Below are 24,063 nucleotides of genomic sequence, written 5' to 3' on the forward strand. Positions count from 1 at the left end.
ACCCCCCCCCCCCCCCACATCCCAATAGGCGGTAGCCGGCTGCTCCCTTTTTTTAATAAACACACCTCGCACCCCCGCCCCCCCCGGGGGGGCGCGCGCCGCCCCCCCCCCCCCCACTTCCTGCCGGACTCCAGCTTAGCAAGGGGTGAATTACAATCATGGGCCCCAGCATCAAAGTCGTGCGATGCGCCGAGCCCGGCAGGCTGGTGTTTGAGGAGCAGCAGGCGCCAGGCACTCCGCCGGAGGGCTGGGCACTGGTCGATGTCGCCTATGTCGGGATATGCGGAACCGACTACCACATCTTCGAGGGCAGGCATCCTTACCTCGCCTATCCACGCGTCATGGGCCATGAAGTTTCGGGAACAATCGCGGCAATCAACGCGCCCGTGCATATGGCGGTTGGAGAGCAAATCCTCGTCAATCCTTATCTTTCCTGCGGACATTGTGCCGCCTGCCGCCAGGGCAAGCCGAACTGCTGCATGGCGATCGAGGTGCTTGGCGTGCACCGTGACGGTCCCATGAGTGAGCAGATTTTCGTGCCGGCGCAGAACTTGATTCCCGCGGCCGGTCTGTCACCGGTCGAGGCGGCCACGGTCGAGTTTCTGGCCATTGGTGCTCACGCGGTCCGCAGGTCCATGGCGGGGCCGGGCATTCGCACCTTGGTTATCGGAGCCGGGCCGATCGGCCTCGGCACCGCGCTTTTTGCGCGCATCGCGCAACTCAACGTGACCGTCATGGACGTCGATGCCGAGCGGCTGGCCTTTGCCGCAAGGCAATTGGGCTTCCTGGTGATCGACGGGTCGAAGGGATCGATCATCGAAACGATAGCGGAGCGCACTGCGGGAACAGGTTTCGACGTCGTCTTCGACGCAACGGGAAACAGCCGTTCGATCCAGTCCGCCTTTGCCTATGTTGCCCATGGCGGCGTCATGGTGATGGTCAGCGTCGTGCCGGACGACATAACCTTCTCCGATCCAGAGTTCCACAAGCGGGAAATGATGCTGATCGGCAGTCGCAACGCGACGCGTAGCGATTTCCCGCACGTCATTGCCTCGATCTGCGCTGGAAAAATACCAATCGACCGACTCGTCACCCATCGCACCACCCTGCGCGACAGCCCACGCGATATTGCGATCTGGGCGCAGCAGAAGTCCGGTCTGATCAAGGCTGTTGTCGACGTGGCTGGATCTGGCTGACGTCAGCAAACACAATCAAGATATGTGACCGCAGCCCTGATGCTGCATTATGGGAGGGGGAGTTGCTCGGTGACGCCAGGCTAAGCGGCGCGCTTGACACGGCATTCGGAGTGGGTTTCCTCAGTGAACAATTGTCCCTGCCGAACTGGCTTGGCGTTTCACTGATTGCAGCAGCGGGCGCAGTTCTCGTCGCATACAAAGGTTGAAGCCGTGGAGCGACGATCCTTCCGGCACAAAACGCGTTCCACGCAAAGTCCGCCGGCTATTCGCACCGCTTGAGTATCCGACGTCGCTATTCTATATGATGCGTGATGTTTGATGCCCACCAAGGAGGGCGATATGAGAACCACACTGGCGATCGATGACGATGTCCTGGTCGCGGCCAAGGCCATGGCCCGGCAGCAGGATCGCAGCCTCGGCGAGGTCATCACCGATCTCGCCCGGCGCTCGCTGCGCCGGCCTCAAGCCGGCGGCGAGCGCAATGGGATACCTCTATTGTCGCCTCGGCCGGATGCACCTCCTGTCACGCTTGAGACGGTCAATGCCTTGCGAGACGAACTGCCTTGACGCTCCTGCTCGATGTCAATGTGCTGATCGCACTGATAGATCCTGGCCACGTGGCCCATGACGACGCGCATGCCTGGTTCGAAGTGACCGGTAACGCCGCATGGGCTACGTGTCCCATCACCGAAAACGGCGTCTTGCGCATCGTCGGCAACCAAAGATATCCTAATTGTCCCGGTTCGCCCGCCATCGTTGCGCAAATCGTTACCAAGTTGCGGGCTCTGCACGGGCACAGCTTCTGGCCCGACGATGTGACCCTGGTTGGCTCCGGCGACATCGATGCAGCGAAAATCCTGACCTCGGCACAGGTCACCGATACCTATCTTCTCGCGCTCGCCAAGGCGCGCGGCGGCCAACTAGCGAGCTTTGACCGCAAGCTGTCAGCGGCGGCCGTGAAGGGCGGGAAGTCTGCACTGCACCTGATTCCCACAAGGTAGACCGCCGGGGTCTTCGGTGCAGTCTGCCTTTCGATCTTCTTGGCTTTGAATTGAGGATTCCGCAACTTGTCGCGCTTAGCGCACTCCAGTGAATCGCGAGCGGCTATCTGACCATAGTTTGCGGGGCATTCATCTCTCCCCTGCGCGTTCGCGCTTGGACGCGCGGCGCTGACACTCGTCGCCGTCTCTGTCGCCGTAAGACGACAACCCGATCACACGATCATGTCACCCATCTCTTCCCCAGGCCCGCTGCCCATCTGGACAGTTCGGCCTTGCCCCAATTGCCCTTTCAGCTGAAACGATTAGGGCGGAAGGTCGCAAGCATGGGATGCGGATTGCCTGAGGCGATTTCTTTGGCAAGCAATTCGCCGACGATCAATCCAAGCGTGGCGCCGCTGTGGCCAAAGGCGACGTGAAGCCCGGCGACGGTCTCGACGGAGCCAAGCACTGGCTCGCCGTCGCCGGGGATAGGCTTCGGGCCAACTGCATAGGTAGCGAGTTGGAGCCGCGGATTGCCCTGGAGCACCGCACTAGCCTCGTCGAGCAGTCCTTTGACGGTCTTGTCATGCACGATGTAAGTTCCGTCAGAGTTGACCACGACTTCTTCCTCCGACCACGCCGAATCCAAAACAAGTTCGCCATCCGGCGTCGGGCGCACCGCCACGCGCGGCGTATTCAGCACGGCACGGAGCTCGGTCCTGATCGGCTTGGTTTTCAAGAGGAGTGAAATCGGCGTAGCGTCCGGGATATGGACTCCGATCTCAGCAAGCATAACAGGCGTCGCTGGCCCAACGCAAAGGATCACTGCATCCGCCTTTACCGGCACACCATCGGCAGTGACGACGCCACGCGCGCGACCACCTGTGGCATCCGTCCGCACGCGTCCGGCGTTCTGGACGAGCTTGCCGCCGCGGGAGCGGAACTCATTGAGCAGCAGATCGATCAGGCAGGGCAGGTCAACCCATCCTTCGCCAGGATTGAAGATGGCGCCCTGCGGGGTGATGGCGCTGGCGTTGACGCCGGGCGTCACTGCGCCGACTTCGGCAGGGCCGAGCAGAAGCGCGTCATAGCCAATATCCTGCTCCAGTTGGCAGATGGACGCGATCTGGTTCGCCTCATCATCCCGATCCCAGGTGAGGCCGCCGTCAAAGCGAAGCCACGACGCCGTTTCCGGCCTTGTGGCGGCCAGGGTCCGATAACGGTCGATGCCTGCAAGCCTCAAGCGGTGGTAGGCAGTGTCAGCACGTCGCGCTGAGTTCAGCCAGGAAAGTGAACGGCCGGATGCACCGTTAGCCGGCGCGCCGTCGTTGACAATGGTTACATCAACGCCAAGACGAGCAAGGTGCAACGCGGAAGAGATGCCGAAGATGCCCGCGCCGATAACAACGACATGGCGCAGCTTTGGGGAGGCAGTCATGGAGATATCCTTCTTCGCAGAAGACGGGCTGGGGGTTGTTGGATCGCTGCAGAGCGCGGCGGAACTAATAGTCGGTGAGCTTCTTCATGTAGCGCCGGCCCTCAAGCATTGGCCGGCCGCGCAGACCGGCCAGCTCGTAGGCAAAACGCCATAGTGTGTCAAAAAAGACCAAGGGAACGAGATAGCGCTTGATGTGTTCTGACATACCACTGAGGTCGAGTTCCGCTCCATCGAGCACCAGGATGTTTTCCCGGCTGCCGTGCTTGAAAAGGAAATCGCGAGCGCGTTCCGTAAGGTGCCTCGTCTCGTCCAAACCTAGCAAGACCACGAAGCAAGCGTCCCGGTTCACCACCTCAAATGGGCCGTGAAAGAACTCGTTGGCGTGTATGGCTTGCGAGTCGTACCACTGCATCTCCATCAACACGCAGATGGCGTAGGAATACGCCGCACCGTAGCTTGCACCGCTGGCCAGTGTGTAGATCGTATTGCACGGCGCGAAACGGGGTGCGAAGGCCTTAAACCGGTCGGCATAGGTCCGGTGCGCACGTTCGATCGCCGGCTGAAGATGGCTCAGGCTCATCAGCAGATCGGCGGTCAGCCCGGCATCCTCCCGAGCATCGATTAGGCCGGCGAGCAACATGTAGAGCACGCCGTAGTTGCTGCGGGCTGCATCGATCGGTTTGCCCGTCGTGTAGGAGGCCTGGTAGGCGACTGCGTGGTCGACCGCCTGCGCGAGGGGCGATATCTGGTCGAGCGTCATGCCGATTGTCGTCGCGCCTTGATCCTTTGCATGATTGGCCGCTCGCACGGTCTCGTGGGTGGTGCCTGTCTGCGAGCAAAGGATAACGAGCGCGTCAGGTCCCAACCGTCGCGGATCTCGGCAGACGAACTCATCCGCGTTGTAGATGTCGCAGGCGAATGTGCCGCTGTGACGGTCGACGAAGTATTTGCCTGCCATCATGATCGAGAGCGAGCCGCCGCACGCCACGAGGAAAAGATGCGAAAACTGCCTGCCCGCCGTAGCGGCCAGGGCGCGTTCAACGTCGGCGGGGAGGGCGAAAATCATGAGGTTCCTTTCTCGTTGACAGAGCTTGGGCCGGCGCACAATTGACAATGGCGGGCCATTGTGCGAACGTTATCACACCCTTTAAACTGAAAGTCCTGCGATGGTCAAGATTGCCGCGATGGGCGACAACGTGGTCGATTGTTATCTCGCTCGCGGCGAGATGTATCCTGGCGGAAATTGCCTCAATGTCTCGGTCTATGTCAGCCGCTTCGGCGGGCAGTCGGCCTATGTTGGGGCGATCGGCAAAGACCGGGCAGGGGACTTGATTCACGCCGCACTCAAGTCCGAGCGCGTGGACGTCACCCGATTGCGGCGCCTTGAAGGGCCGACCGCCTATTGCCTCATAGGTCACCGCAACGCCGATCGGATTTTCCTGGACTTCGATCTCGGAATTTCGGCGTTCACGCCGACGCAAGAAGATCTGGATTTTCTCTCGGGTTTTCAGGCCGTCCACATCGGCCAGTCCAGCGGTCTGGACCCCTGGGTTGCCGCTGTATCAAGTAAGTCACTGTTGTCTTATGATTTTTCCACCCGGCGGGAACCGGGACACCGACGCGAGATTGGGCCCTATTGCTATCTGGCTTGCGTCTCGGGTGACGGTCTCGACGACAAGGAATTGGCCGCAATCGCAGCCGAATTGCTTGCATTTGGTTCAAAGTGGGTTCTTGTAACTCGCGGTCGGGCCGGCGCGGTGCTTCACGGCGCCACCGTCTCTTACCGAACCCCGGCGCGGTTGGTCGAACCCGTCGACACCCTGGGCGCGGGCGACACCTTCATCGCGAGAACGCTATTCGGCCTGCTTAAGGAAGAGACGCCTCAGGACATTCTTGGCCAAGCCGCGGAGGCGGCGGCTGCTACCTGCCGGTACTACGGGGCCATCGGCTATGCGGCAGCAATCGATCTAGGAAAGATCACGCCGGAGGTCCTCCGCGGAGCTCGGCGCATTCAAGACGAGAGAACCGTCTAGCTGCGAAATTCAACTGAGCAATTGACGCGAAAAATGGACAATGCTAGTTAAAGTGATAACGTTCTCATTCAAAACCAACGCCATGAAAGAGCGTTTTGATGGATGAGTCGTCGAGTGGGACCGCAGGCCGACTTCGGCCAATCGTAAGAGGAGAAGACATGCAAACGAATTCGAGCAGGCGCCAATTTGTGAAATCCGGTCTGGCGCTGACGATCGCGCTGGTGACAGGACTTGGCACGTTGGCCGCATCAACGCAGGCAAAAGCGGCCGACAACCCCTACAACCTCATCGACCCGACGATGATCAGCGTCGGAACCATGGGCGATGCGAAACCCTATGTCTTCACCGACGCCAACGGCAACTTCACCGGCTTCGACGCTGAACTCTTCCGCGACGTGGCGCGCCGGCTCGGGTTCAAGGAGGAGCAGGTCGTTTTCACCGGCCAAGAATTCTCGGCGCTGCTGCCGTCTGTCGCCAACGGCCGCTTCGACGTCGCTGTCGCCGCCATTGGCACGACCGCGGAGCGCAAGAAGACCGTGGATTTTGGCGACGGCTATCTCGCTGGCTACCTGTCGATCATTTCGGCTGATCCGGCTCTGACGACCAATGAGAGCACCGCCGGAAAGCGCATCGGCGTGATCCAGGGAACGCTGCAGGAAATCTATGCTGAGAAGAACCTGAAGGGCGACATCGTCAAATTCCCCGACAACAACACTGCGGTGGCGGCGCTGAACAACGGGACGATCGATGGCCATTTCACCGACTATGAGTCGGCCAAGCAGTATGTGGAGCGCTACAACAACCTTAAGATAACAATGAATGTGCCGTCCTTCGACGCGCCTGCCGGGTTCGTGGTCAAGAAGGGCAACGACGCTTTCCGAAAAGCGCTAAACAAGGCACTGCGCGAGGCCATGGAGGATGGCACCTGGAAACGGCTTCACGAGAAATGGTTCCCGGGTACCCCGATGCCGGATCAATATCTGCCAAAGAAGTAAATTCGCGCGCATTCGTTATCGTTTCCGGCCGGGCCCGTGAGCAACGGTGCCCGGCCGAGTTATAGATGGACTTGATATGAGCTGGTTCGACAACTTCGCCCGCAGCTTTCTTGATTTCCAGGCGATGGCAGAAGTTCTGCCGAACATGGTGATGGTCGGCCTCAAGAACACCCTGATCCTGGCCCTTGCCTCGACGTTTTTCGGGACGCTGATCGGTATCGTACTCGCCGTGATGGGGATTTCCGAGAACCAGCCGCTGAAACTCCTTGCGCGGGTCTACACCGATATCTTCCGCGGGCTTCCTGCTATTGTCACGATCCTGATCATTGGCCAAGGCTTCGCGCGGTTGGGCCGAGATCTGTTCGGTCCATCGCCTTATCCGCTGGGCATTCTGGCGCTCAGCCTGATCGCCGGCGCCTATATCGGAGAGATTTTCCGCGCCGGCATCCAGAGCGTCGAGCGTGGTCAGATCGACGCCACCCGCACTCTCGGTATGACGTATGGCCAAGGCATGCGCCTGGTGGTGATCCCGCAAGGCATCCGCCGCGTCCTGCCTGCACTGGTCAACCAGTTTATTGGCAACGTCAAAGACTCCAGCCTGGTCTATTTCCTTGGTCTGCTCGCCTCCGAACGCGAACTGTTCCGCGTTGGCCAGGACCAGGCCGTGCTGACCGGCAACCTGTCGCCGCTGTTGCTGGCCGGCGTGTTCTATCTCGTGATCACGGTGCCGCTGACCCACCTCGTCAATTACATCGACGCGCGCATGCGCGTCGGCAAACGTATCACCGCTGTGCAGAGCGGCCTCAAGGAAGTCGCCGAGCTTGCCGAAGCCGGCGTGCCGGGCGCTGCGAAATTGCCCGCAGCGGCGCCCACCCGCTTCAAGGGCGGCGGCATCGAGGTCAAGAACATCGACATGGCCTACGGCGCCGTCCAGGTGCTTCATGACGTCAGTCTGAAGGTCGAGCCCGGGACCGTCACCTGCCTCGTCGGTCCGTCCGGCTCGGGCAAGTCGACCTTGCTGCGTTGCCTCAACCGCCTCGTAGAGTGTCGAGCCGGTGACATTCTGCTCGATGGCGAAAGCATCTACAAACAGACGCCTGACCAACTCCGGCGGCGCGTCGGCATGGTTTTCCAGCAGTTCAATCTGTTTCCCGACCGCAGCGCCCTCGCCAACATCACCCTGGCGCTGCGCAAAGTAAAACGCATGTCGCGCGAGGAGGCTGAGGGGGTGGCCTTGGCGAGGCTGCATGAAGTCGGACTGCTGGAGCGCAAAGACCATCGGCCGGCCAATCTCTCGGGCGGGCAACAGCAGCGGGTAGCCATCGCGCGCGCCCTGGCCCTCGAACCCGAAATCATGCTGTTCGACGAAGTCACCAGTGCCCTCGATCCGGAATTGGTCAAAGGTGTCTTGAACTTGATGGCCGACCTCGGACGGGGCGGGATGACGATGGTGGTCGTTACGCACGAGATGAACTTCGCTCGCAAGGTCGCGAACCAGGTCGTATTCATGGACGAGGGGCGGATAGTCGAGGCAGGCCGACCAGAGGATCTATTCGACAATCCGCAAAGCCCGCGTCTTCGGCGCTTTCTGTCAGAGGTGCTGTGATTGCAATGGTGTGCGCAACGGCGGCTGTTGCGGTGTTCGGCCTTGCGGGGCGGGATTAACTGCCGCTAGGTCGCCGTCACGCGTGCGCATGGGCGGCGGGGTTTGCCGAGTGACTCAAGAATCGTCGAAAAACGCAACTATCATAGAGGTCGCTCGCCGGGCCGGGGTGAGCTCCGCCACCGCGGGGCGTGTACTTGGTGACTACGGCTACAGCAGTCCTGAGGTTCGGGAGAAGGTGCGCGCGGCGGCAGCTGCGCTGGGCTATCGCCCCAATCGCCTGGCCAAAGGCCTGATCACCGGTAAGACGCAGACTATCGGAGTTGTGGTTGGCGACATCGAAAGCCCATTCTACGCCAGCGTGCTGCGCGGAATAGGGGATGTCGCGCGCGGTGGCGGCTTCGGGGTTATCGTTACGAATAGTGACGAAAATGCCGAACTCGAGCGAGAGGCGGTGCAGTTGCTGCTGGAAAAGCAGGTCGATGGGTTGATCGTCTCATCGACCTTCGTGGACGAGCCGGATCATCTTCGTGAAGCAGTCGCGGCCCGCTGCCCCGTCGTGCAGTTCGACCGCATGGTGGCGGGCCTGGAAACCGATTCAGTCGTGGTCGACAACGTTTCTGTGACGCGTAACAGCATCGCGGCCATGATCGCCGCCGGACACAGCCGCATCGGAATACTGGCGGAACTCGGGCCGGGCCACCGCGATGATGTTGGCTCCTTTGTGGCGAACGCGGATCTCTCCAGCTTCGATGTTCGCTACCATCATCCAAGCTGGCAACGATTGTTGGGTTATCTCGAAGCCCATCGTGCCGCAGGTATCGAGCCGGATCTGCGGTTGATCCGCCGCGTAGCGGTCTATTCTAGCGAGGCAGCTCGCAAGGAGGCGCTCGATCTGCTGACAATGCGCAATACGCCGTCCGCTCTATTTACCGCCGATGGTGTGATGTCGACAGGCGTTCTGGAGGCGACTTCCGCACTAAAGCTTGCGATTCCAGGAGACGTTTCGCTGCTTTGCTTCGACGATCTCGATTGGATGCAATTCGTGGCCCAGGGTATCACAGCCATCGCCCAGCCGGCGCATTTGATCGGGGCGGCGGCGGCGGAGCTTCTCTTGAAGAGGTTAGCGCAGGCCACGTTACCTTTCGAGCATCGTGTCCTGGCAGCCCAGATCGTGGAACGAAATTCAATTGCGGTTCATCTCACCCGCGAGCCCGTCTGATCCGGCCGCAACGGTCTATAGCTGGGGCTGAATTGCAGCCCCTCTCTATATCGAGGTCGATGCCATACGGGGATATTGACCTGCCGTATGTTTCTTCGCTCGCCTACACGCCATCGGCCATCTGCGGCTCGGCTCGGCTGAATGACAGCCCACCGCGGAACGCTGGATTTCAAAGAGGAATGTGTTCGGCGTGGTTCGGCCGACTATGTCCAGGATCACGGTTTTGATACGCTATTGCGTGCAACAGTCGTAGCATGCTGCCGGGCGCAGACCCCTTCAGGAATTTGAGTAGTCCTGAAACGCTGGTTCGCGCCGCCTCATCCAATAGGAGTATGCTCGCCGATGGCCCAAAGGAGATCTCGTGCAACCAGGGCCATTTGCATGCTCCAAGATGCGTTCTGCTCGGGCGCCAACAACAAGGATGGGGCTACAAGATGCCGTACCCATTCAGGTTTTCCCTTCCCCGAGAATGTGTCGAAGAAAGGTGTTTCGGAACGCCTGGCTCAGCTTCTTAAAGGCATTCTAGTGGATCGAGAGCTATCCGCCGACTCCGCCCGTCGGAGAAAGGGATGATAGACTGTGCCGCGTTCGTCTTGGATGCGATGGGAATACGGCATGTACACAACCATCAATACCCTCGTGCGAACGATCAACGGCGGACGGCAGGTCTCGTGATACAGCAGATGGTTCGTCTACAGGACGAGAGGACGTTTTCGGGCCGATATCGACGACCATGATCTCCGGCGACACGCCGAAGCGCACCGGCAGCCATGATACGCCCAAACCCCCGGATACGATCATGTGCCTCCCACCCTCGACGACATGCCCATAAGCGAAGCGCTGTCCGTAGGCTGAATTGATGATGGGGGGGCCAACGAATGGCAAGCGCACCTGTCCGCCATGTGTATGGCCGCATAACGTCAGGCTGACACGGTCAGGGACAGTAATGAAGATGTCCGGTTCATGCGCAAGGAGCAATATCGGATTGCCGTCGTTGGGTATTCCGGCCATTGTTCCAGGCAGATCGTCGACGCCCTTGTACACGCCGCGAGAAAACTGCATGGCCCACTGGTCGCCAAGACCCGCGAGCCAGAATGCTGGGCCATCCTGCTGACGGATAAGCGTGGCGGTGTTCTCGAGGACCGGAATGCCATTGTCGACGAGGGCTGCGCGGACACTATCGACACCGTGCCACCAGTCGTGGTTGCCGAGAATGGCGTGGCAGCCGAGTGGCGCCGAAAGTTTCGAAAGAGAATTCCCCCAAACAGTGTCGGGCACGATCCCGGTGGCATAGCGTGGCAGCACGCCCATCACGTAGTCGCCAAGGAGAAGGACGATGTCGGGCTGCAGGCTATTCGAAACACCAACGATCTGGTCGATCCTGGAAACCGGCATCCAAGGCTCGCAGGCATGGATGTCAGCGACCACGACGATGCGCAGGGGCTTGGCAGTGGTCGGCCAGCGCGGCGGAAGGAGCTTGTAGTGCGTGACACTCAGTCGAAACCGAGGCTCAATCGCGATGGCATAACTCGCCAGACCGAATGCCGCGAGCGACACGGCGCCAAAGAGCTTCAGGAATGAGCGCCGCGACGTCAGCACTTGTGTTTTCCAGCAGAACTAGGTTGGTACTAGAGATCGCTGCGTATTCAGCTGCGGCAGCCTGGACCACATCAACCGCGTGAGAGGCCTCGCTGGTCAATAGTTTCCCAAATTGGCGTCACCTGCAAGCATTGGTCTTTATTGCGCAGGGAAGGGAGCTCGGGCTAGGACCAGTCAACTGCTCCGAATTGCCACTGATCTCGGGCGGATGGTGCAGTTCCATTCCGGATGAATGCGTCGCCTTAGATGGCGAGCGCCTCCATCTCGACATCGTTCATTTGATCCCGTTTTTCGTCGGCCGCGGAATCGACCGCGCGCCCGCTTCGGGTCCGCTTGGTTGTCGTGACTGCGATCAGCTCGACCAGGGCCACGCGATTGAGGAGGCGCCGTCCGCGCCAGCTTTGCGTGATGCGGCAGAACAGGGGTGTTCGATGTTGCGCCACGTCGATATGCCCGTCGGATGGTGATGCAATGTGGAGCGCAAGGCCTGTCTCGCGAGTGAGTTGTTGCAGTTCGACCTTCCACAACCGGCTATGGTCATCCAGCTTCGAGCCGACCGCTTCCCGCCTTTGACCTATCGCCTCGACAAGATTGCGGCGCTCTCGAGTTGAAGCCGGAGGGCGAACTTTCGTCGGCTGCAAACCGGCTTCTTACCGCTCTCGCAGTGTTTCCTGCTTGTATCGCATCATTGGCGAGAGAAAGTAGCTGATGATGCTGCGCATGCCAGTTTGGGATGTTCATTCGGACCCGAAGCTTGGTAACTCCAGTCTCCTCGGTTCGGTCCGAATGGACAACCTGCGCAAAGCTCACAACTAGACTAGAGCGGTTCCATCCCGATGGCATCGGGATGGAACCCCATCTCTTTTGCTTGAGCAGATCATCGCCGAAAACCGGGCTCCCGCCTTTGGTACGCTGACTTCGGTTCGGCACCATGGCTTTGAGGTGCTGTTCATCCAGTCCTTATTTGGCCATGGCAGCCCCGCGTAGTCCTTCAGGTCACATAGAACGAGGCTGCGCTGAGCGACAGATGTGGGGAAAGGCTGGCGAACTGTATTTGAGATCCGCCGCCGGCCCCGTCACTGTCGAAAGAGAGCGCCCCGGTTGCACTGTCGTAGATGATGTGATCGGAGCTGTCATGCGCGGCTGCACCAATAAAGAAAGCTTTGGATGGAAGCCCTCCCGGCTGAAGCCCGGCAAAAACGGTATCGCTGAGATGGAACGTATCCTGGGAGCGCTTGAAGTCGGTGATCTTGTCGACATTACCGGCTCCAAGAGCAGTATTGAACGAGAAGGCATCGTGGCCTCCGTAGCCGGTCAAGACGTCGGCGCCGAGGCCGCCGTTAATGACATTGTTGCCGGCATTGCCCTGGATGGTCTGGGCGAACTCGTTGCCGGCGAGGGTCATTGCTTTCGTGCCTGACGCGTTATTGGTAGCGAGGAGCTCGATCTCCGAGCCGGCGGAAAGCGCATAGCTCACCGAGGCGAGCACACTGTCGTTGCCGCCGCCCACCGCCTCAACCACCTTCTCGTTGGCATTATCGACATAATAGGTGTCGTTGCCGCCATAGCCAATCATCGTGTGGCCGCTGGTTCCGTGTAATACATCGGCGTCGCTGGTGCCGTACAAGGTGCCATCGCTGGTGCTGACGGAAGAAGGAACCGTCCCGGTGCCAGACACGGGCTCGGTCCCGGTCGAGCCAGTGATTGGCGGAGTGACGTTAGCACCCGTCACCGTGTCACCGCTGCCTGCCTTCTGGTAAAGCTGAATCTGATCGACTTGCATCTGCATCGACGAAGGAGTCGAACCATCCAGAGCCGTATGCCATCCGGTCACGTTCGAATTCGCGACCCCATTGTTCATGATCAATTCCATCGGTTCATCCGGGATCGGCGCCTGTGCGCTGGTCACTTGCGCCATCTGATGCCCGTCGAGATACCAGGTGATCGATTGACCGGGCACCCAGTTGATGCCGTACGTGTGGAAGCCGGCCGTGAGGTCGGTCCCCGTATCAATGCTGTTTCCTACCCACCCTGACGGCGAGTGGAGGTGCCAGGAGAACATCTGGTTCGCCGGCCCCGAACCGGTAAATCCGCCCTCCTGCATGTCGATCTCGAAATTGTCGCCGCTGCTGCCGGCGCCATGGCCGGGCAACAGCCAAAGGGCCGGCCATGCGCCATCGCCGCTTGGCGCCTTCATGCTGATCTGAAGGTAGCCGCCATTGAATTCGAAGTTGCCGTAGCTGCTGACCGCGCCGGACGTGACCGGGTATGTCTGTGTGGTCCCCTGATTTATGCCGCTGATGGGCTGCTTGATCGCCGTGAGATCCAAGGCCCCGTTGCTCACGGAGACTTGGCTCGGCACATCGTAGTCGGCATAATATTGCGAGCCTGCGTTGCTTCCTCCTGATCCATTACTATTCCATGGCCAGCCATTGGCGGCATTGCTGGTGATGTAGGTATGCCAGTCGCTGTCGAGCGCCGTACCGGAGAAGTTTTCCTCGAAGACGAGATCGCTAGAGGCAAAGCCTGCGGGGGCGGAAAGAGTCATTCAGTGATCCTCTTTGGTGTTGAAAACAGGGAATTCCACTGCCGCGCATCGCCAAGGCGCGCGGCAGATCGCATGCTCGCAGTTGGGCACTGCGAACGGAGTTTCAAAGTAGCGGAGAATTGGAAGTCCTCGCCCAGACATTATTGTCGAGCAAGCTGAACGTTGAACTCGCCATCCGAAGGCGAATTTTGTCGAGGGTGCTGCCGCGCACGCAAGCTGTTCGGCGGTTCCAGCCGCAGCCAAATTGAAGTCGAGCGCAGCTCTTCCGGCACCGCCGAGCTGTTTAGCAAAAAACACGGTGTATCCTTGGTTAGTTGTGTTTTTTTGTTGTAATTACGCCTGCGCCATAAGTAAAACGCAGGCATTTCCGCTCGTTGGACTTATCCCGCCTACCGTCTTATACTATCGAGAAGTGATTAATCAGAGGACGATGTATCGAGCTAACACGAGCTTACTGCCATTTGCGGCGAGAATGAGGCTCAGTGAGAACTTATTAACACATTCTAATGTAGGACGTGTGTCGAACGGCCGCACCGAAGCGCCCTTCCGGACGTCCTACCAAAACCGTGTCCGTCGGCTGAAATGTTGCGCCGGTTTGAGCGCATGTGTTCGCGGGGTCGTTCGCATGTGAGGTCGTCGACAAGGATGGCCGGGATGTCTTCCGAGTTGCGTGGCGGACGAGCCGTCGAACCTATAGCTGGCGCTGCCGCTCCGAAGTTCGACGGTGCCGTTTGCGCGGCCGATGCAGTCTCTACACGTATTGCTGAGGGATCTCGCCAGCGCCACGGCGGCGATGTCCCACATGATCCGCCTTCAATGATCGAAGGTGAGAGCTGGCCCTGCTATCGAGTGCAGGCCCTACAGCGCCGACAGGCCGTTCAATCGAAACGCCAGCGTGCCTGCATGTAACGCGCCGAACCTGCAACCGCATCCAGGGGAAGTGCGATCGCTTAAGCGGCTTGTTGAAGTGGCTGATACTTGACCCCTATGGCGCGGCGCGTTCTCGCCGCGTGGCGCCTGCCGCGAGTCTGAACCGCGCAGCCAGTGGCCAAAGCTCCACCTGGGGCACAGTCGATTAGCGTGCTCTTTTGCTGCATGGTCGTCTATGCAGGTTGACCGTCGTTCAGAACGTAAAGCCGACAATGCGGCATCGCTTGTCCCTGATCGGCGAAAATTTCTGCCAGTCAGCCTCGCTGTGGAACGAGAGGAGTTGGATTCCCATGAGCTACCTCAGATGGGCCGCGTGCCTTACGGGACCTCCCCGGAAGCTTCGCCGCCGGCGGCTTGACGCCATCGAGAGTGTCGTTACATTTGTAATGGCTAGGTTTTGCTTTTATCCGGTTGCGCCCACTGAGATGCGCGGTTCGCATGTAGCGTGTAGTCCCGAGGCAACGGAGGAACCCTGAGCGACCTCAAGACCGGTGCGGCTCCCTAACATTCGTCCATTCCCGAAATGTGAAATGCGATCGACAGGACGACTTAGGATCCCCTTCTGGACCTGGCCTTGTGGCCATGCAGCGACCTCGATCGCTGGTCGATTTCAAGCCAAAAGAAACTATTAGTAACACCGAAATATTTGAAGAGGCAACTTAATCTGGCTCGACCACAAAAGATGGCAGAGATGATGTCAAGTAATGACCTCTATACCGGAATAGATTATGCCGCTGCTAATCCTACTTGGCATGACGAAGATGGCGGTGTTAAGGCCGCGAACATCGCCAAGATCGTGCGCGCCAACAACATCAGTTGCCAGAAAATCGTCGATACAGGTTGTGGGACGGGAAGCGTTCTGGATGCTCTTCTTCGGCATGATATCTTCCGTGATTCAACAGCCATCGGCTACGATATCGCTCCCTACGCTATAAATTTGGCCAAACACCGAGAAAAAAACAACCTCAAATTTCACTGCGGCGACTTCTTTCAGACCGGCGAGAATTGCGATCTTCTTTTGTGCATCGATGTTTTCGAGCACGTTGATGATTATATTGGCTTCCTTCGAAGACTAAGAGGACGATCAAGATACTATACGTTCCATATTCCACTTGACATGAATGTCGTCGGACTTATACGTGGTCAGCATCTTAAGCAACGCAAGGAGGTTGGTCACCTGCATTACTTTGATCAGGCAACGGCGCTAGCGACTCTGCGCGACACAGATTTTAAAATTATTGACGCACAGTACACTAGGACCGCGGAAGATATTCTGCAGATCCATCCCGAATGGAGAACCACTACAGCCATCCTCGGTAATGCCGCCCGAGGCATTGTCCGGACTATGGCCGGAGAGGACCTGTCGGTGCGCTTACTCGGCGGCGCCTCGCTGATCGTCCTCACGAGCTGAGGTGGTGTTCGTGCGCGTCGAGCGCGAACCGACCTTTGTGTGCTGGAGGCTCACGAAGGTGAAAGTTGCAGTGCCCGGGAAGTGTCAAAACGCTGTCACCCGCAGGGCTGGGCAAATCTCCCATATTTTTAACGTCGATCTCCGTCCAGCGAGAAGCTTCGAAACCTGATTCCGAGCTGCTTGAGCTGCCCTACCCCGGGAACCTCTGCCGCCGGGTGCACGAGCCCCAGGATGGAGTCGGATCGGAAGGGTAGGGGGACGTGCAGGGCCTCTCCTGCCCGGAGCATGCAACTGACAAGCTGCGAGGGCACCGGGACGGCACGTAGTGTTCTGCCTTGTGACGCGGCGATCTCGTTCATGAGCCGTCGGAACGGCACGGGTTCGGGGTTGGCCAGCCCTACCGGTTCCGGCAGGGGCATGTCCGATTCGGCAATACGCACCATGGCGGCTGCCATGTCTGCCTCATGCACGGTGAACTGATGGGAGCGCGCCCCGATGAGAGGTGTAACCGGCAGTTTGGTGAGTTTGCGCAGCGCGCCGGCCATCCCGGCCCAACCGGGGCCGTAAACCAGTCCGAGGCGGGTGGAGACGCCTCCCAGACTGCTGGCTGTGCGCTCACACGCCAGCTTGGCCTGGCCGTACAACTGTCGGGTTCCCTTGTAAGCGGACATCGAGGAGATGAAAATGACCCGGCGAACCCCTGCGTCGGCGGCATTGCGGAGGAGGTGCTGCGAGCCGGACACATTGACACCCCATACATCGCCGGCACTGATGAGACTCAGGTCCCATGCACTATGTATGAGCACATCTAGGTCGCTGAATGCGGCCCCCGACGGCGGGCGCTTAATCTCATATGGGCGCCATTCGGCGACGCCGGCCATTGCGGCGGCAGATGCGGAGGTCGCCCGGTTCGGGCGGGCGAACGCGATGACCTCATGCCCTTGCTGGGCGAAGGTAGCACGCAGGATGGACCCGACATACCCAGTCGCTCCGGTGATGCCGACCCGCATTGATGCTCACCCCGTCAGTTCCATCGCCTCGCAGGCGATGCGATGAGAATTGGCCATCACAGTCAGCGTAAAGGTAGTCGCCGGAACATTTGGGAAAACCGAACCGTCGATAAGATGAATCCGGTCCCAACGCGCCAGCCGCCCGACGCGGTCTGTCGTCGCACTCCGGGCGTCCCGCTCACTAGCGTGGGGAAAGCTGCCGCCAAAGTGGTAGCTCTTGGCCCCACCCGACCACAGCATTTGCGACGTGACCGGCCACAAATCAAGGTAAGGTGCTGCCCTATAGATGCGCTTTATTACGTCAGGCAGCGTCGGAGGCACGTCTTTGCCCCTGACCCTGGTCTCGCTGAACCCCTCGGAAGTAAGGGTAATCCGGGGTAGCTCATCAGGAGCTGCGGGCACCTGGGCTGTGATCCGTATTTTGGGTGACGCCCAGGATGGCAAATAGCCGAGGCCCACCGTCAATCGGCTCAGCAGCCGATCTGTCGCGAAGGCGGCGGCGGGATGTTGGAGGAAGCCGGGCAGCGCATCGTAGTATGCGTGGTTGAACGGGTAAAAGTGAACCTGTGAGACGTCGAAGCCTTCGTCGTCCCGGCCGATGACCATGTTGAACTGGTTGAGTGTGAACTCGCGCCTTGTACGTGGGTCGGGAGTCGGCTTCACGGACATCATTGGAAGAACGAACTGAGCCGATTCCGAAAGATGGACCGGCTGGTCCGATCCGAGCGAGCCCAGGATCAGCCGAGTGGTGCCGATAGCTCCGCAACCCACGAAGACCCGGTCGGCTGCGAATCGCTGGATCCGGCCGCTGGATAGCTCCCGAGCCTCCACGACTGCCGTGTCGGCCTCCTGGCCGACTCGAACCGCGAGCAGCCCGCTGTGGTAGTCAATCCTCCCGCTGCGCCTGAAGCGGTCGAAGCTGTGCGAGGCCGAGTAGATCAGCGACCGCGGGCACCCAGTCATGCACAGGCCGCAGGGCTGGCATTCGCGCGCCGAGAAGGCGAGCCGCGCGCGCCCTATGGTTATTCCGGTGGAGCGTACACGATCGCGGTGCCGGTCGTAGTTGGCCAGCACCATCTGCGTCCGCGGTGCCAGCGGCGGAAGCGGGTGCGGAGATCCGATGAGCGGAAACCACTCATCGAGATCGTCGGACTCTCCGGCGAACGGAATGTGACCAAGGATCGTCCGATAGTGCTCTTCCATATCCGAGAAACCGAACGGCCATCTCTTGAATGTGGCAGCGCTGAAGGGCATGATCTGGGCCCCCCAGACGTTGCTGAACCCTCCGTAGGCGCATGAGATCACAGCAGAGTTGACTCTACCCTGGGAGTGGACTCCGTCGAGTTGGCCCTTGTTGACAAACGGAAAATCGGATCCGTAGCTTCTCTTTTCAGGGAGCGAATCCGACTGTACGCGCTTGGGTTGCAATCCGATCCGGCGGACGTCCTCCTCATCCCAGTCGCCGACACGCAGCTTGGACAGCCTGGAGATTACCTCTTGCGTCTGGACGTCCAGCACGGTGCCCGGATCGAACACAGTTATCTTCTCGTCAGACTTCCCGGACAGCGCCAACACGGCGGCGGCTGCAGCCGGACCCGAACCAATGATTATCGAAGAAGGCATTCACTTCTCTCGCCCATTGGCTCGCGCGGCTGTGTTAAATACCTGCCTGGTGGCCTGTCGGCGCTGCCGGCGCAATCGCCGCGCCCGCTCGACATGACCGGCGGAGTGGCCTGCCGCGGCCAGACCTATGCCAATAATTATGGCCGAGGACCGGACCAGCCCGTGGGGGTCACCCTTGGCGGCTTGCCAAATCCCTCGCGGTACGCCCTTGGTCAGCGCGTACCAGACGAAGCGGGTTTCCGCACCCAGAGTTGCGGCGTCGCCCATCTGGGCAAGAGCCTCGATCTTCCCCTTGTTGACGAAGAAGCAGCGGCGCCAGAAGTACTTCCAACTCGGCCGTGAGGCGGGTACAAAGTGGCGGACGGTCGCTGCCGGTTCGTAGATGACAGCCTCACTACCCTTGATCTGCGCCACGCGGTGGCACATGTCCATGTCGTCGTGATTGTCGGAGTGGAACCCTCCCACCTGCTCAAGGAGGGTTCGCCGCACCGACATGTTGGCACCTATAAGATGAGCCAAGGGGCCTCGGCTTGTCGGAAGACCGTCATAAGCGCATCCGAACACCCAGTCGAACTGCACGGGAAACCAGGCCGGGCGGCTAGACTCGAAAACCGGTAGGGGGCGCCCGCCGACGGCGCCGATGCGCTCATCCTGGTACGGGTCTGTGAGAATCCCGAGCCAGTCCTTGTCGGCCGCTGCATCGTCATCCAAGAACGCCAGAATGTCTCCCGCAGCTGTCTCGGCTGCCGTGTTTCGGGCCGACCCTAGGTGCCCGTCGTACTTGTTCTGGATCACCCGTATCGGAGGGGTGGATGCGGCGAAGCCAGCCCAGTACGCGGCACAACGGTGAAACAGGATTTCATTGTGGTCGATGCATACGATGATCTCGCAGGGTTGCAAGGTCTGCTCCTGAACCGAGGCCACCGACTGAAGCATCAGCTCCCATCTGTCCTCGGTGTAGGCACAGATAATCACCGAGATCGTGGGGGGGCGCGGGACCTGCCGGCGTTCGCTGGTGACGCCATGCTCGGTCTGCCCGGTTTTCGATCCAGGCTGACCGGTTGTGGCAACGGCAACGTCATTACCGCGGCGGGCAAAACCGATACTTAGGTTCCGGACGTGGCCCCGCTGGCCAACGCCAATCGGCGTAGAGGATTGCGCAAGCATCAGAATACGCATCTAGGAATTCTCCCGACTTGAGCTGCCAATGTCTGCCCCAAGCTCTTCGATAGACGATGCGATAAAGCCAGACTTCCACGCGCTGGATTCGGCTTACCCGGAAGCCGGCTCTCAGCATAAAGAAACCACGAGGGCCGAGGTTTGCGCCACAGAGGCTCGAGGCGGCCGCCGACGCCAAGCACGCGCGGGTCGGCGTAGGGCATCAGCAACTCGTCCAGCCAGCGCTCATCGGCGATCGCATCGTCATCGAGAAACGCCACGACCGGCGCGCGCGCCAATCCGGCTCCCGTCGTGCGACCGCCGCACAGTCCACGCAAGTTGGTATTAGGTGTGACGACGACACCCTCGATCTCGCGCCGGGCGCCCTCCAAGAGCGCCTCATCGTTGTCGACGACGAGGACGATCTCGCGGGCCGGGCAGGTCTGGCGGCGCACCGACGCGATGGCCGCGTTCAAATCGTCCCAGCGATCGAGTGTGTCGGCGCAGATCACGACGGAGGCTTCGGTCATGGCAACTGCCGGCGGGTTTCTGAGGCCGGGCTGGTTTCGCGTGTCTGCGTCGCCCGAGCCGTGGCGGCTTTGAGGATGTTCCAGAGCGGACCTCCGTCGTTGTGAATATCGAACTTGTCATATTCGTCGACGGGATAGCGTCCGCTGTCCTGCCGCGACACCAGCCGCCACACCATCCAGCCGGCGCAGTTGCGCTCGCGCGTCAGCGTGTCGAGCCACATCGCGTAAGCCTGGGCAAAGTTCTGATTGGAGCGGGCATAGCCGAACTCCTCCAGAAGCACCGGCTTGCCGGCGCGAACTGCCAACCGGCAGAACTCGGTGATCAAGCTGTCGAACTGCTGGACGGTGAGCTTGTAGTAGAGCGGGTAGCCATGCCAGGTCCCGAAATCGAGAGTCGGGATCGTCAGATCCGATAGCTTCGACTCGACGTTAGCGTGTCCTGAGGTGACGAGATGGTTCGGATCGAGCGACTTCACGTAAGCCGTCATTTCGGTGGTCCAAGCCAATCGTAAGGCCTCCGGCTGCGCATTGCCTTCGTTCATTAGCTCCCAGGCCATGATGGTCGGATCATCCCGGTAGGCGAGCCCGGTGAGCGGGTTGACTCGCTGCACGACGTGGCTGACCCAGGTCCTGTAGTCGCGCTTCGTGCGCGGATCCTGGAAGAAAAACTCCGACTTCTCTTTGCTGAGGTCGGTGTCGTACTGGCTCTGCACGCCTGGGGCGTCCCGGCTCCCATACCAGGCCCGCATCTGCTGGGCGCCGCCTGTGAAGGCCCAGAAATCCAGGACGGCGATGATCAGCCTCAGGCGTCGCTTGCCGGCCTCGGCGATGAGGAAATCAACCTTCTGCATGCCGTCGGCGCCGTCATTGATCGCCATCCTGTTTTGGCTCGGGTCCCAGTAGAGCAGGTACGTGCCCTTGACCGCGAGATTGCTGGCTTCGCCTTCAAGCCGCCAATCCCAGATCGTAGGCTTGCTTCCGTCGAGCGACCCGATCACCGGCTGGAGGAAGGTGCGGACCACATTGGCGCCCATCGCCTCCGCGTCATCGAGGACGCGGGTGACCTCATCCGGCGACCCGTAGGTCAGATAGTGGTTGTTTACGCCAGTCACGAAGAACGGCTTGCCGTCCAAGGTGAAGTTCGTTCCGGAAGTCTTGATGAAGGACGTTGCCGACGGGTCATCCGCGGCGCTCACGACTGCCGGAACGGACAGCAACGCGCACACCAGCACCCGCAGTCCGGCGTTGCGCAGCCTATTTTTCACTCGTTGCCAGCCAACAATCACCCGGGCATGTGGCTCTCGCCGGGCGCCGAGTGCAACAGCCCCGAGGGATTACCTCCTCTGACCTCGCACAGCCCGGGCGTCGTTCGGGCATAGTGGTGCTTGGCCGATTCCGGTCGCTCGAGTATGGACCCGTGCTGTCAGACATCGCTCCCAACCAAGAGTTCGGCTCCTCTTATTGGCGAGTCCCCGCGGTAGTAATAGGTGGGAAATATTCTCGCGCTGTGACACGCGCCATCGCTTTCCATCTACCTCCCTGGCCCGCGGGCCCGCGGCGGAGTCTTGGTAAGGCGGATCGCCGCAGGCGGTTCTCGTCAAGCTGTGAGCCGGCGTCCTTTTGAAATCCGCGGTCAGAACAACAATGCGCATTTGCCTGAGTCTCGATCCATCGCGGCTACTTCGGTGGCACCTCTGGCTGGCAGAAGCGCTTGCTGAAGTGCCCGGCAACGAGGTCTCCTGCGCTTTGGCGGCCGGTCGCCGCCCGCTGCCGTTGACCTGCCGTCTGCTGCTCGAACTCGAACGACTGGTCTATGGCTTTCGCGGGAACGGCGCCACTGACTCCGTAGAGGCGGCGCTGCGGTCCCTGCCGGCGCCTCCGTCCGACCAAGTGGACGTGGTGATCGATTTGAGCGGAGAGGAGACGCGCCCGGCGGGGCTGCGGGTGCTGACGCCGCTCTTCAACGGCGTACCCGGCGAGATCGGCGTCATGGCGGCCGTGGCGAATGATCAGGACCTTCTCGTCGACCTGCACGACACGGCGCGCCCGTTGCGGCCGTGGATGGCCCGTCCGGCCAGTGTAGACCGTGGAGTGTTCTCAGCGAGTCTCGACAGCGTCCTCTCCTGCGCTGTGCTGCTGATCCTCAAAGCCTTGCGCGAGGAAACCGGTTCAGCTGCGTCCGGTGTCCCCGGTTCACGGACGGCCGTGCCTTCACTTGGCGCATCCTCGGCCCTTGCAAGGGCGACCGGCACGGTGGCATCGAAAGCGATCAGGTTTTTGGACGTCCTGGCAAGAGGCGGCAGGATGTGGGGGGTTGGCTGGCGCTTCGATGAATCGGCGAGCCTGCTCGACAAAGGCGAAGCAACCTTCTCGGTGCTCACCGGAAGCACCGATAGCTACCTTGCCGACCCGTTCCCGTTCCGGCGCCAGGGGCAGGATTTCATTTTTGTCGAACAGTACCTCTACTCGAAGAACCGGGGGTGCATTGCGGTCGTGGCAGCGGACCGGGACGGGACCGTCGGCGCACCCCAGATCGTCTTGGAGGAACCGCATCACCTCTCATACCCGTTCGTGTTCGAACAGGACGGGCAGATCTGGATGATCCCCGAATCGGGGACGGCCAGGAATGTTAGCCTCTACAGGGCAGTGGAATTCCCTTACCGCTGGACGCGGGAGGCCTGCCTCATCGAGGGGATCGAGGGCTACGATACCACGCCTCTCTGCTATGAGGGCGGCTTTTGGTTTTTCGTCAGCCCAAGGCGGTGGAGGTCCACGTCTTGGGATGTCCTCAGCCTCTACCGTGCCGAGAGCCTGACGGGGTCTTGGACGCCCCATGCCGCCAACCCGGTCCTGATTGATGCCAGGCTCAGCCGCCCCGCAGGCGCCGTCATCCGACACGGCGGACGCACGCTACGCCCGGTCCAAGACTGCGCGCGCGGCTATGGCAGTGCGGTGACGTTCTGCCAGATAGATGCGCTCGGGGCGTCGGAGTTTGCCCAGACCCCGGTCGGTCGCATTTGGTCCGGAGCGTTGGGGTGTCACACCTACAACCGCCGGTCTGGCTTGGAGGTGATCGACCTGTTCGGGCATATCCGGGGTTTGCGAGAGGTCACGACCTCCTATCGTTTGCTGGTACCCGACGCGCCGGTCTCGGGACCGCGTGGGGTCTCGGGACCGCGTGGGCAGTCCCTCTCTTGGGCGGTCTCGTCCGGGTCAGCCACCCGTAGCCAGGTGGTCGAGCGCAAGGTACCCCGCCCGAGAAGGGTCGGGCGCGCCCGACCCTTCTCGGGCACAGAATAAGCTCGGAAATCACGGCCGAGTGAAGGAGCGAGCCCACCTGCACATTGCAGCTTCTGGCCAGTGGCAATGTCAGCGTTATCTGGACGTTCATTTCTTCGCGCCGACGATCTTCGCTGCCTTCCGCACGGTTCGCTCAGTAGAAAATTGTCGCTTGTGAGCTAGTGCCGGCCGCGGGTCGATGGATGTCCTCGCCGGCGTTGGAAGTGGCCCCAGAGGTCTGAACGGGTTTGGCAACGCTGCCAACACAGCTGCTGAAGTGATCGGTGCCGCTGCCGTGCTATCCGCGCTGGTGGGATGGGCTGGAAATAACCTGAAGAGATACCCCAAAAGAGCTAATCATCTATTGTCTTTTCCTAACCATCCATCGTCCTTTCATTTAAGATATGCATAGGTAATGCTCGCATACAACCTAAAATTAGGGGGCTGCAACAGATCTTATTTCATCTCATCTTCATTCTTCTTTCCACTATGGCCGGGAGCCCGCATA

Annotated in this window: 18 protein-coding genes and 2 pseudogenes; 10 read left to right on the forward strand and 10 right to left on the reverse strand. The window is 60.3% G+C overall.

Translation table 11 applies throughout. The features are described 5' to 3' along the window. The first annotated feature begins 170 nt into the window (after nt 1–170). From NKI25_RS15295 to NKI25_RS15310, 4 genes and pseudogenes are all read left to right on the forward strand, one after another. On the forward strand, nt 171–1,196 hold the full coding sequence (locus NKI25_RS15295) for a zinc-binding alcohol dehydrogenase family protein (RefSeq protein WP_352998660.1): 1,026 nt from the start codon (nt 171–173) through the stop codon (nt 1,194–1,196). Between the two features lie 104 nt (nt 1,197–1,300). Further along, nucleotides 1,301–1,402, forward strand: a pseudogene (locus tag NKI25_RS15300) (EamA family transporter); the annotation flags it as partial. 133 nt (nt 1,403–1,535) lie between these two features. After that, the gene (locus tag NKI25_RS15305) at nt 1,536–1,763 is read left to right on the forward strand and encodes a CopG family transcriptional regulator (RefSeq protein WP_352569963.1); all 228 of its coding nucleotides are present in this window, start codon (nt 1,536–1,538) and stop codon (nt 1,761–1,763) included. After that, complete coding sequence (locus NKI25_RS15310; RefSeq protein WP_352998645.1) at nt 1,760–2,197, forward strand: TA system VapC family ribonuclease toxin; 438 nt, start codon at nt 1,760–1,762, stop codon at nt 2,195–2,197. The genes NKI25_RS15305 and NKI25_RS15310 overlap by 4 nt, the downstream gene beginning before the upstream one ends. A 289-nt stretch (nt 2,198–2,486) precedes the next feature. Here NKI25_RS15310 and NKI25_RS15315 read toward each other — a convergent pair whose 3' ends face one another. Both NKI25_RS15315 and NKI25_RS15320 read right to left on the reverse strand, forming a co-directional pair. Beyond that, on the reverse strand, nt 2,487–3,614 hold the full coding sequence (locus tag NKI25_RS15315; RefSeq protein ID WP_352706028.1) for an NAD(P)/FAD-dependent oxidoreductase: 1,128 nt from the start codon (nt 3,612–3,614) through the stop codon (nt 2,487–2,489). Between the two features lie 64 nt (nt 3,615–3,678). After that, on the reverse strand, nt 3,679–4,680 hold the full coding sequence (locus NKI25_RS15320) for an SIS domain-containing protein (protein ID WP_352706026.1): 1,002 nt from the start codon (nt 4,678–4,680) through the stop codon (nt 3,679–3,681). 100 nt (nt 4,681–4,780) lie between these two features. On the opposite strand from NKI25_RS15320, the gene NKI25_RS15325 reads away from it, so the two are divergent. The 4 genes from NKI25_RS15325 to NKI25_RS15340 all read left to right on the forward strand — a co-directional run bounded on the left by NKI25_RS15325 (nt 4,781) and on the right by NKI25_RS15340 (nt 9,467). Beyond that, nucleotides 4,781–5,647 (forward strand): PfkB family carbohydrate kinase, encoded by an 867-nt coding sequence (locus NKI25_RS15325; protein ID WP_352591313.1) that lies wholly within the window; start codon nt 4,781–4,783, stop codon nt 5,645–5,647. Between the two features lie 158 nt (nt 5,648–5,805). Then, nucleotides 5,806–6,642, forward strand: coding sequence for an ABC transporter substrate-binding protein (locus NKI25_RS15330; protein ID WP_352591316.1), 837 nt, complete (start codon nt 5,806–5,808; stop codon nt 6,640–6,642). Between the two features lie 76 nt (nt 6,643–6,718). Then, entirely contained in the window at nt 6,719–8,248 is a 1,530-nt protein-coding gene (locus tag NKI25_RS15335; RefSeq protein ID WP_352998646.1) for an amino acid ABC transporter permease/ATP-binding protein, read from the forward strand. Nucleotides 8,249–8,357: 109 nt separating this feature from the next. Then, nucleotides 8,358–9,467, forward strand: coding sequence for a LacI family DNA-binding transcriptional regulator (locus NKI25_RS15340; RefSeq protein ID WP_352998647.1), 1,110 nt, complete (start codon nt 8,358–8,360; stop codon nt 9,465–9,467). Nucleotides 9,468–10,184: 717 nt separating this feature from the next. Here the strand turns inward: NKI25_RS15340 and NKI25_RS15345 are convergent. The 3 genes and pseudogenes from NKI25_RS15345 to NKI25_RS15355 form a co-directional block, all read right to left on the reverse strand. Next, nucleotides 10,185–11,063, reverse strand: a pseudogene (locus tag NKI25_RS15345) (metallophosphoesterase); the annotation flags it as partial. 245 nt (nt 11,064–11,308) lie between these two features. Then, entirely contained in the window at nt 11,309–11,707 is a 399-nt protein-coding gene (locus NKI25_RS15350; protein WP_352569952.1) for an ISAzo13-like element transposase-related protein, read from the reverse strand. A 350-nt stretch (nt 11,708–12,057) separates the two neighbouring features. Then, complete coding sequence (locus tag NKI25_RS15355; RefSeq protein WP_352956632.1) at nt 12,058–13,614, reverse strand: family 16 glycosylhydrolase; 1,557 nt, start codon at nt 13,612–13,614, stop codon at nt 12,058–12,060. A 1,612-nt stretch (nt 13,615–15,226) separates the two neighbouring features. Here NKI25_RS15355 and NKI25_RS15360 point away from each other — a divergent pair. Further along, nucleotides 15,227–15,955, forward strand: coding sequence for a class I SAM-dependent methyltransferase (locus NKI25_RS15360; RefSeq protein ID WP_352956631.1), 729 nt, complete (start codon nt 15,227–15,229; stop codon nt 15,953–15,955). 128 nt (nt 15,956–16,083) lie between these two features. Here NKI25_RS15360 and NKI25_RS15365 read toward each other — a convergent pair whose 3' ends face one another. Genes NKI25_RS15365 through NKI25_RS15385 form a run of 5 tightly spaced genes read right to left on the reverse strand, consistent with a single transcriptional unit; the run spans nt 16,084 to nt 21,562 of the window. Continuing rightward, nucleotides 16,084–16,965, reverse strand: a complete 882-nt coding sequence (locus NKI25_RS15365; protein WP_352623047.1) for an NAD-dependent epimerase/dehydratase family protein — start codon at nt 16,963–16,965, stop codon at nt 16,084–16,086. A gap of 6 nt (nt 16,966–16,971) precedes the next feature. Beyond that, a complete protein-coding gene (locus tag NKI25_RS15370) occupies nt 16,972–18,588 on the reverse strand; it encodes a Rossmann-fold NAD(P)-binding domain-containing protein (protein WP_352623048.1) in 1,617 nt (538 codons plus the stop codon). Further along, entirely contained in the window at nt 18,589–19,767 is a 1,179-nt protein-coding gene (locus NKI25_RS15375; RefSeq protein ID WP_352998648.1) for a glycosyltransferase family 2 protein, read from the reverse strand. It lies immediately after the preceding gene. After that, a complete protein-coding gene (locus tag NKI25_RS15380; protein WP_352998649.1) occupies nt 19,755–20,276 on the reverse strand; it encodes a glycosyltransferase family 2 protein in 522 nt (173 codons plus the stop codon). Before NKI25_RS15380 ends, NKI25_RS15375 begins: the two co-directional genes overlap by 13 nt. Then, the gene (locus NKI25_RS15385; RefSeq protein ID WP_352956628.1) at nt 20,273–21,562 is read right to left on the reverse strand and encodes a glycoside hydrolase 5 family protein; all 1,290 of its coding nucleotides are present in this window, start codon (nt 21,560–21,562) and stop codon (nt 20,273–20,275) included. Before NKI25_RS15385 ends, NKI25_RS15380 begins: the two co-directional genes overlap by 4 nt. A 358-nt stretch (nt 21,563–21,920) precedes the next feature. On the opposite strand from NKI25_RS15385, the gene NKI25_RS15390 reads away from it, so the two are divergent. After that, a complete protein-coding gene (locus NKI25_RS15390) occupies nt 21,921–23,576 on the forward strand; it encodes a glucosamine inositolphosphorylceramide transferase family protein (RefSeq protein ID WP_352998650.1) in 1,656 nt (551 codons plus the stop codon). Nucleotides 23,577–24,063: the final 487 nt, after the last annotated feature.

The sequence above is a fragment of the Mesorhizobium sp. M0808 genome (assembly GCF_040320025.1).
In the GTDB taxonomy this organism is placed as follows: domain Bacteria; phylum Pseudomonadota; class Alphaproteobacteria; order Rhizobiales; family Rhizobiaceae; genus Mesorhizobium.

Coding starts and splice junctions, on each gene's coding strand:
- NKI25_RS15360 (WP_352956631.1), top strand. CDS start 15,227: ATGGCAGAGATGATGTCAAGTAATGACCTCTATACCGGAATAGATTAT.
- NKI25_RS15375 (WP_352998648.1), bottom strand. CDS start 19,767: ATGCGTATTCTGATGCTTGCGCAATCCTCTACGCCGATTGGCGTTGGC.
- NKI25_RS15325 (WP_352591313.1), top strand. CDS start 4,781: ATGGTCAAGATTGCCGCGATGGGCGACAACGTGGTCGATTGTTATCTC.
- NKI25_RS15320 (WP_352706026.1), bottom strand. CDS start 4,680: ATGATTTTCGCCCTCCCCGCCGACGTTGAACGCGCCCTGGCCGCTACG.
- NKI25_RS15390 (WP_352998650.1), top strand. CDS start 21,921: ATGCGCATTTGCCTGAGTCTCGATCCATCGCGGCTACTTCGGTGGCAC.
- NKI25_RS15355 (WP_352956632.1), bottom strand. CDS start 13,614: ATGACTCTTTCCGCCCCCGCAGGCTTTGCCTCTAGCGATCTCGTCTTC.
- NKI25_RS15370 (WP_352623048.1), bottom strand. CDS start 18,588: ATGCCTTCTTCGATAATCATTGGTTCGGGTCCGGCTGCAGCCGCCGCC.
- NKI25_RS15305 (WP_352569963.1), top strand. CDS start 1,536: ATGAGAACCACACTGGCGATCGATGACGATGTCCTGGTCGCGGCCAAG.
- NKI25_RS15335 (WP_352998646.1), top strand. CDS start 6,719: ATGAGCTGGTTCGACAACTTCGCCCGCAGCTTTCTTGATTTCCAGGCG.
- NKI25_RS15315 (WP_352706028.1), bottom strand. CDS start 3,614: ATGACTGCCTCCCCAAAGCTGCGCCATGTCGTTGTTATCGGCGCGGGC.
- NKI25_RS15365 (WP_352623047.1), bottom strand. CDS start 16,965: ATGCGGGTCGGCATCACCGGAGCGACTGGGTATGTCGGGTCCATCCTG.
- NKI25_RS15380 (WP_352998649.1), bottom strand. CDS start 20,276: ATGACCGAAGCCTCCGTCGTGATCTGCGCCGACACACTCGATCGCTGG.
- NKI25_RS15330 (WP_352591316.1), top strand. CDS start 5,806: ATGCAAACGAATTCGAGCAGGCGCCAATTTGTGAAATCCGGTCTGGCG.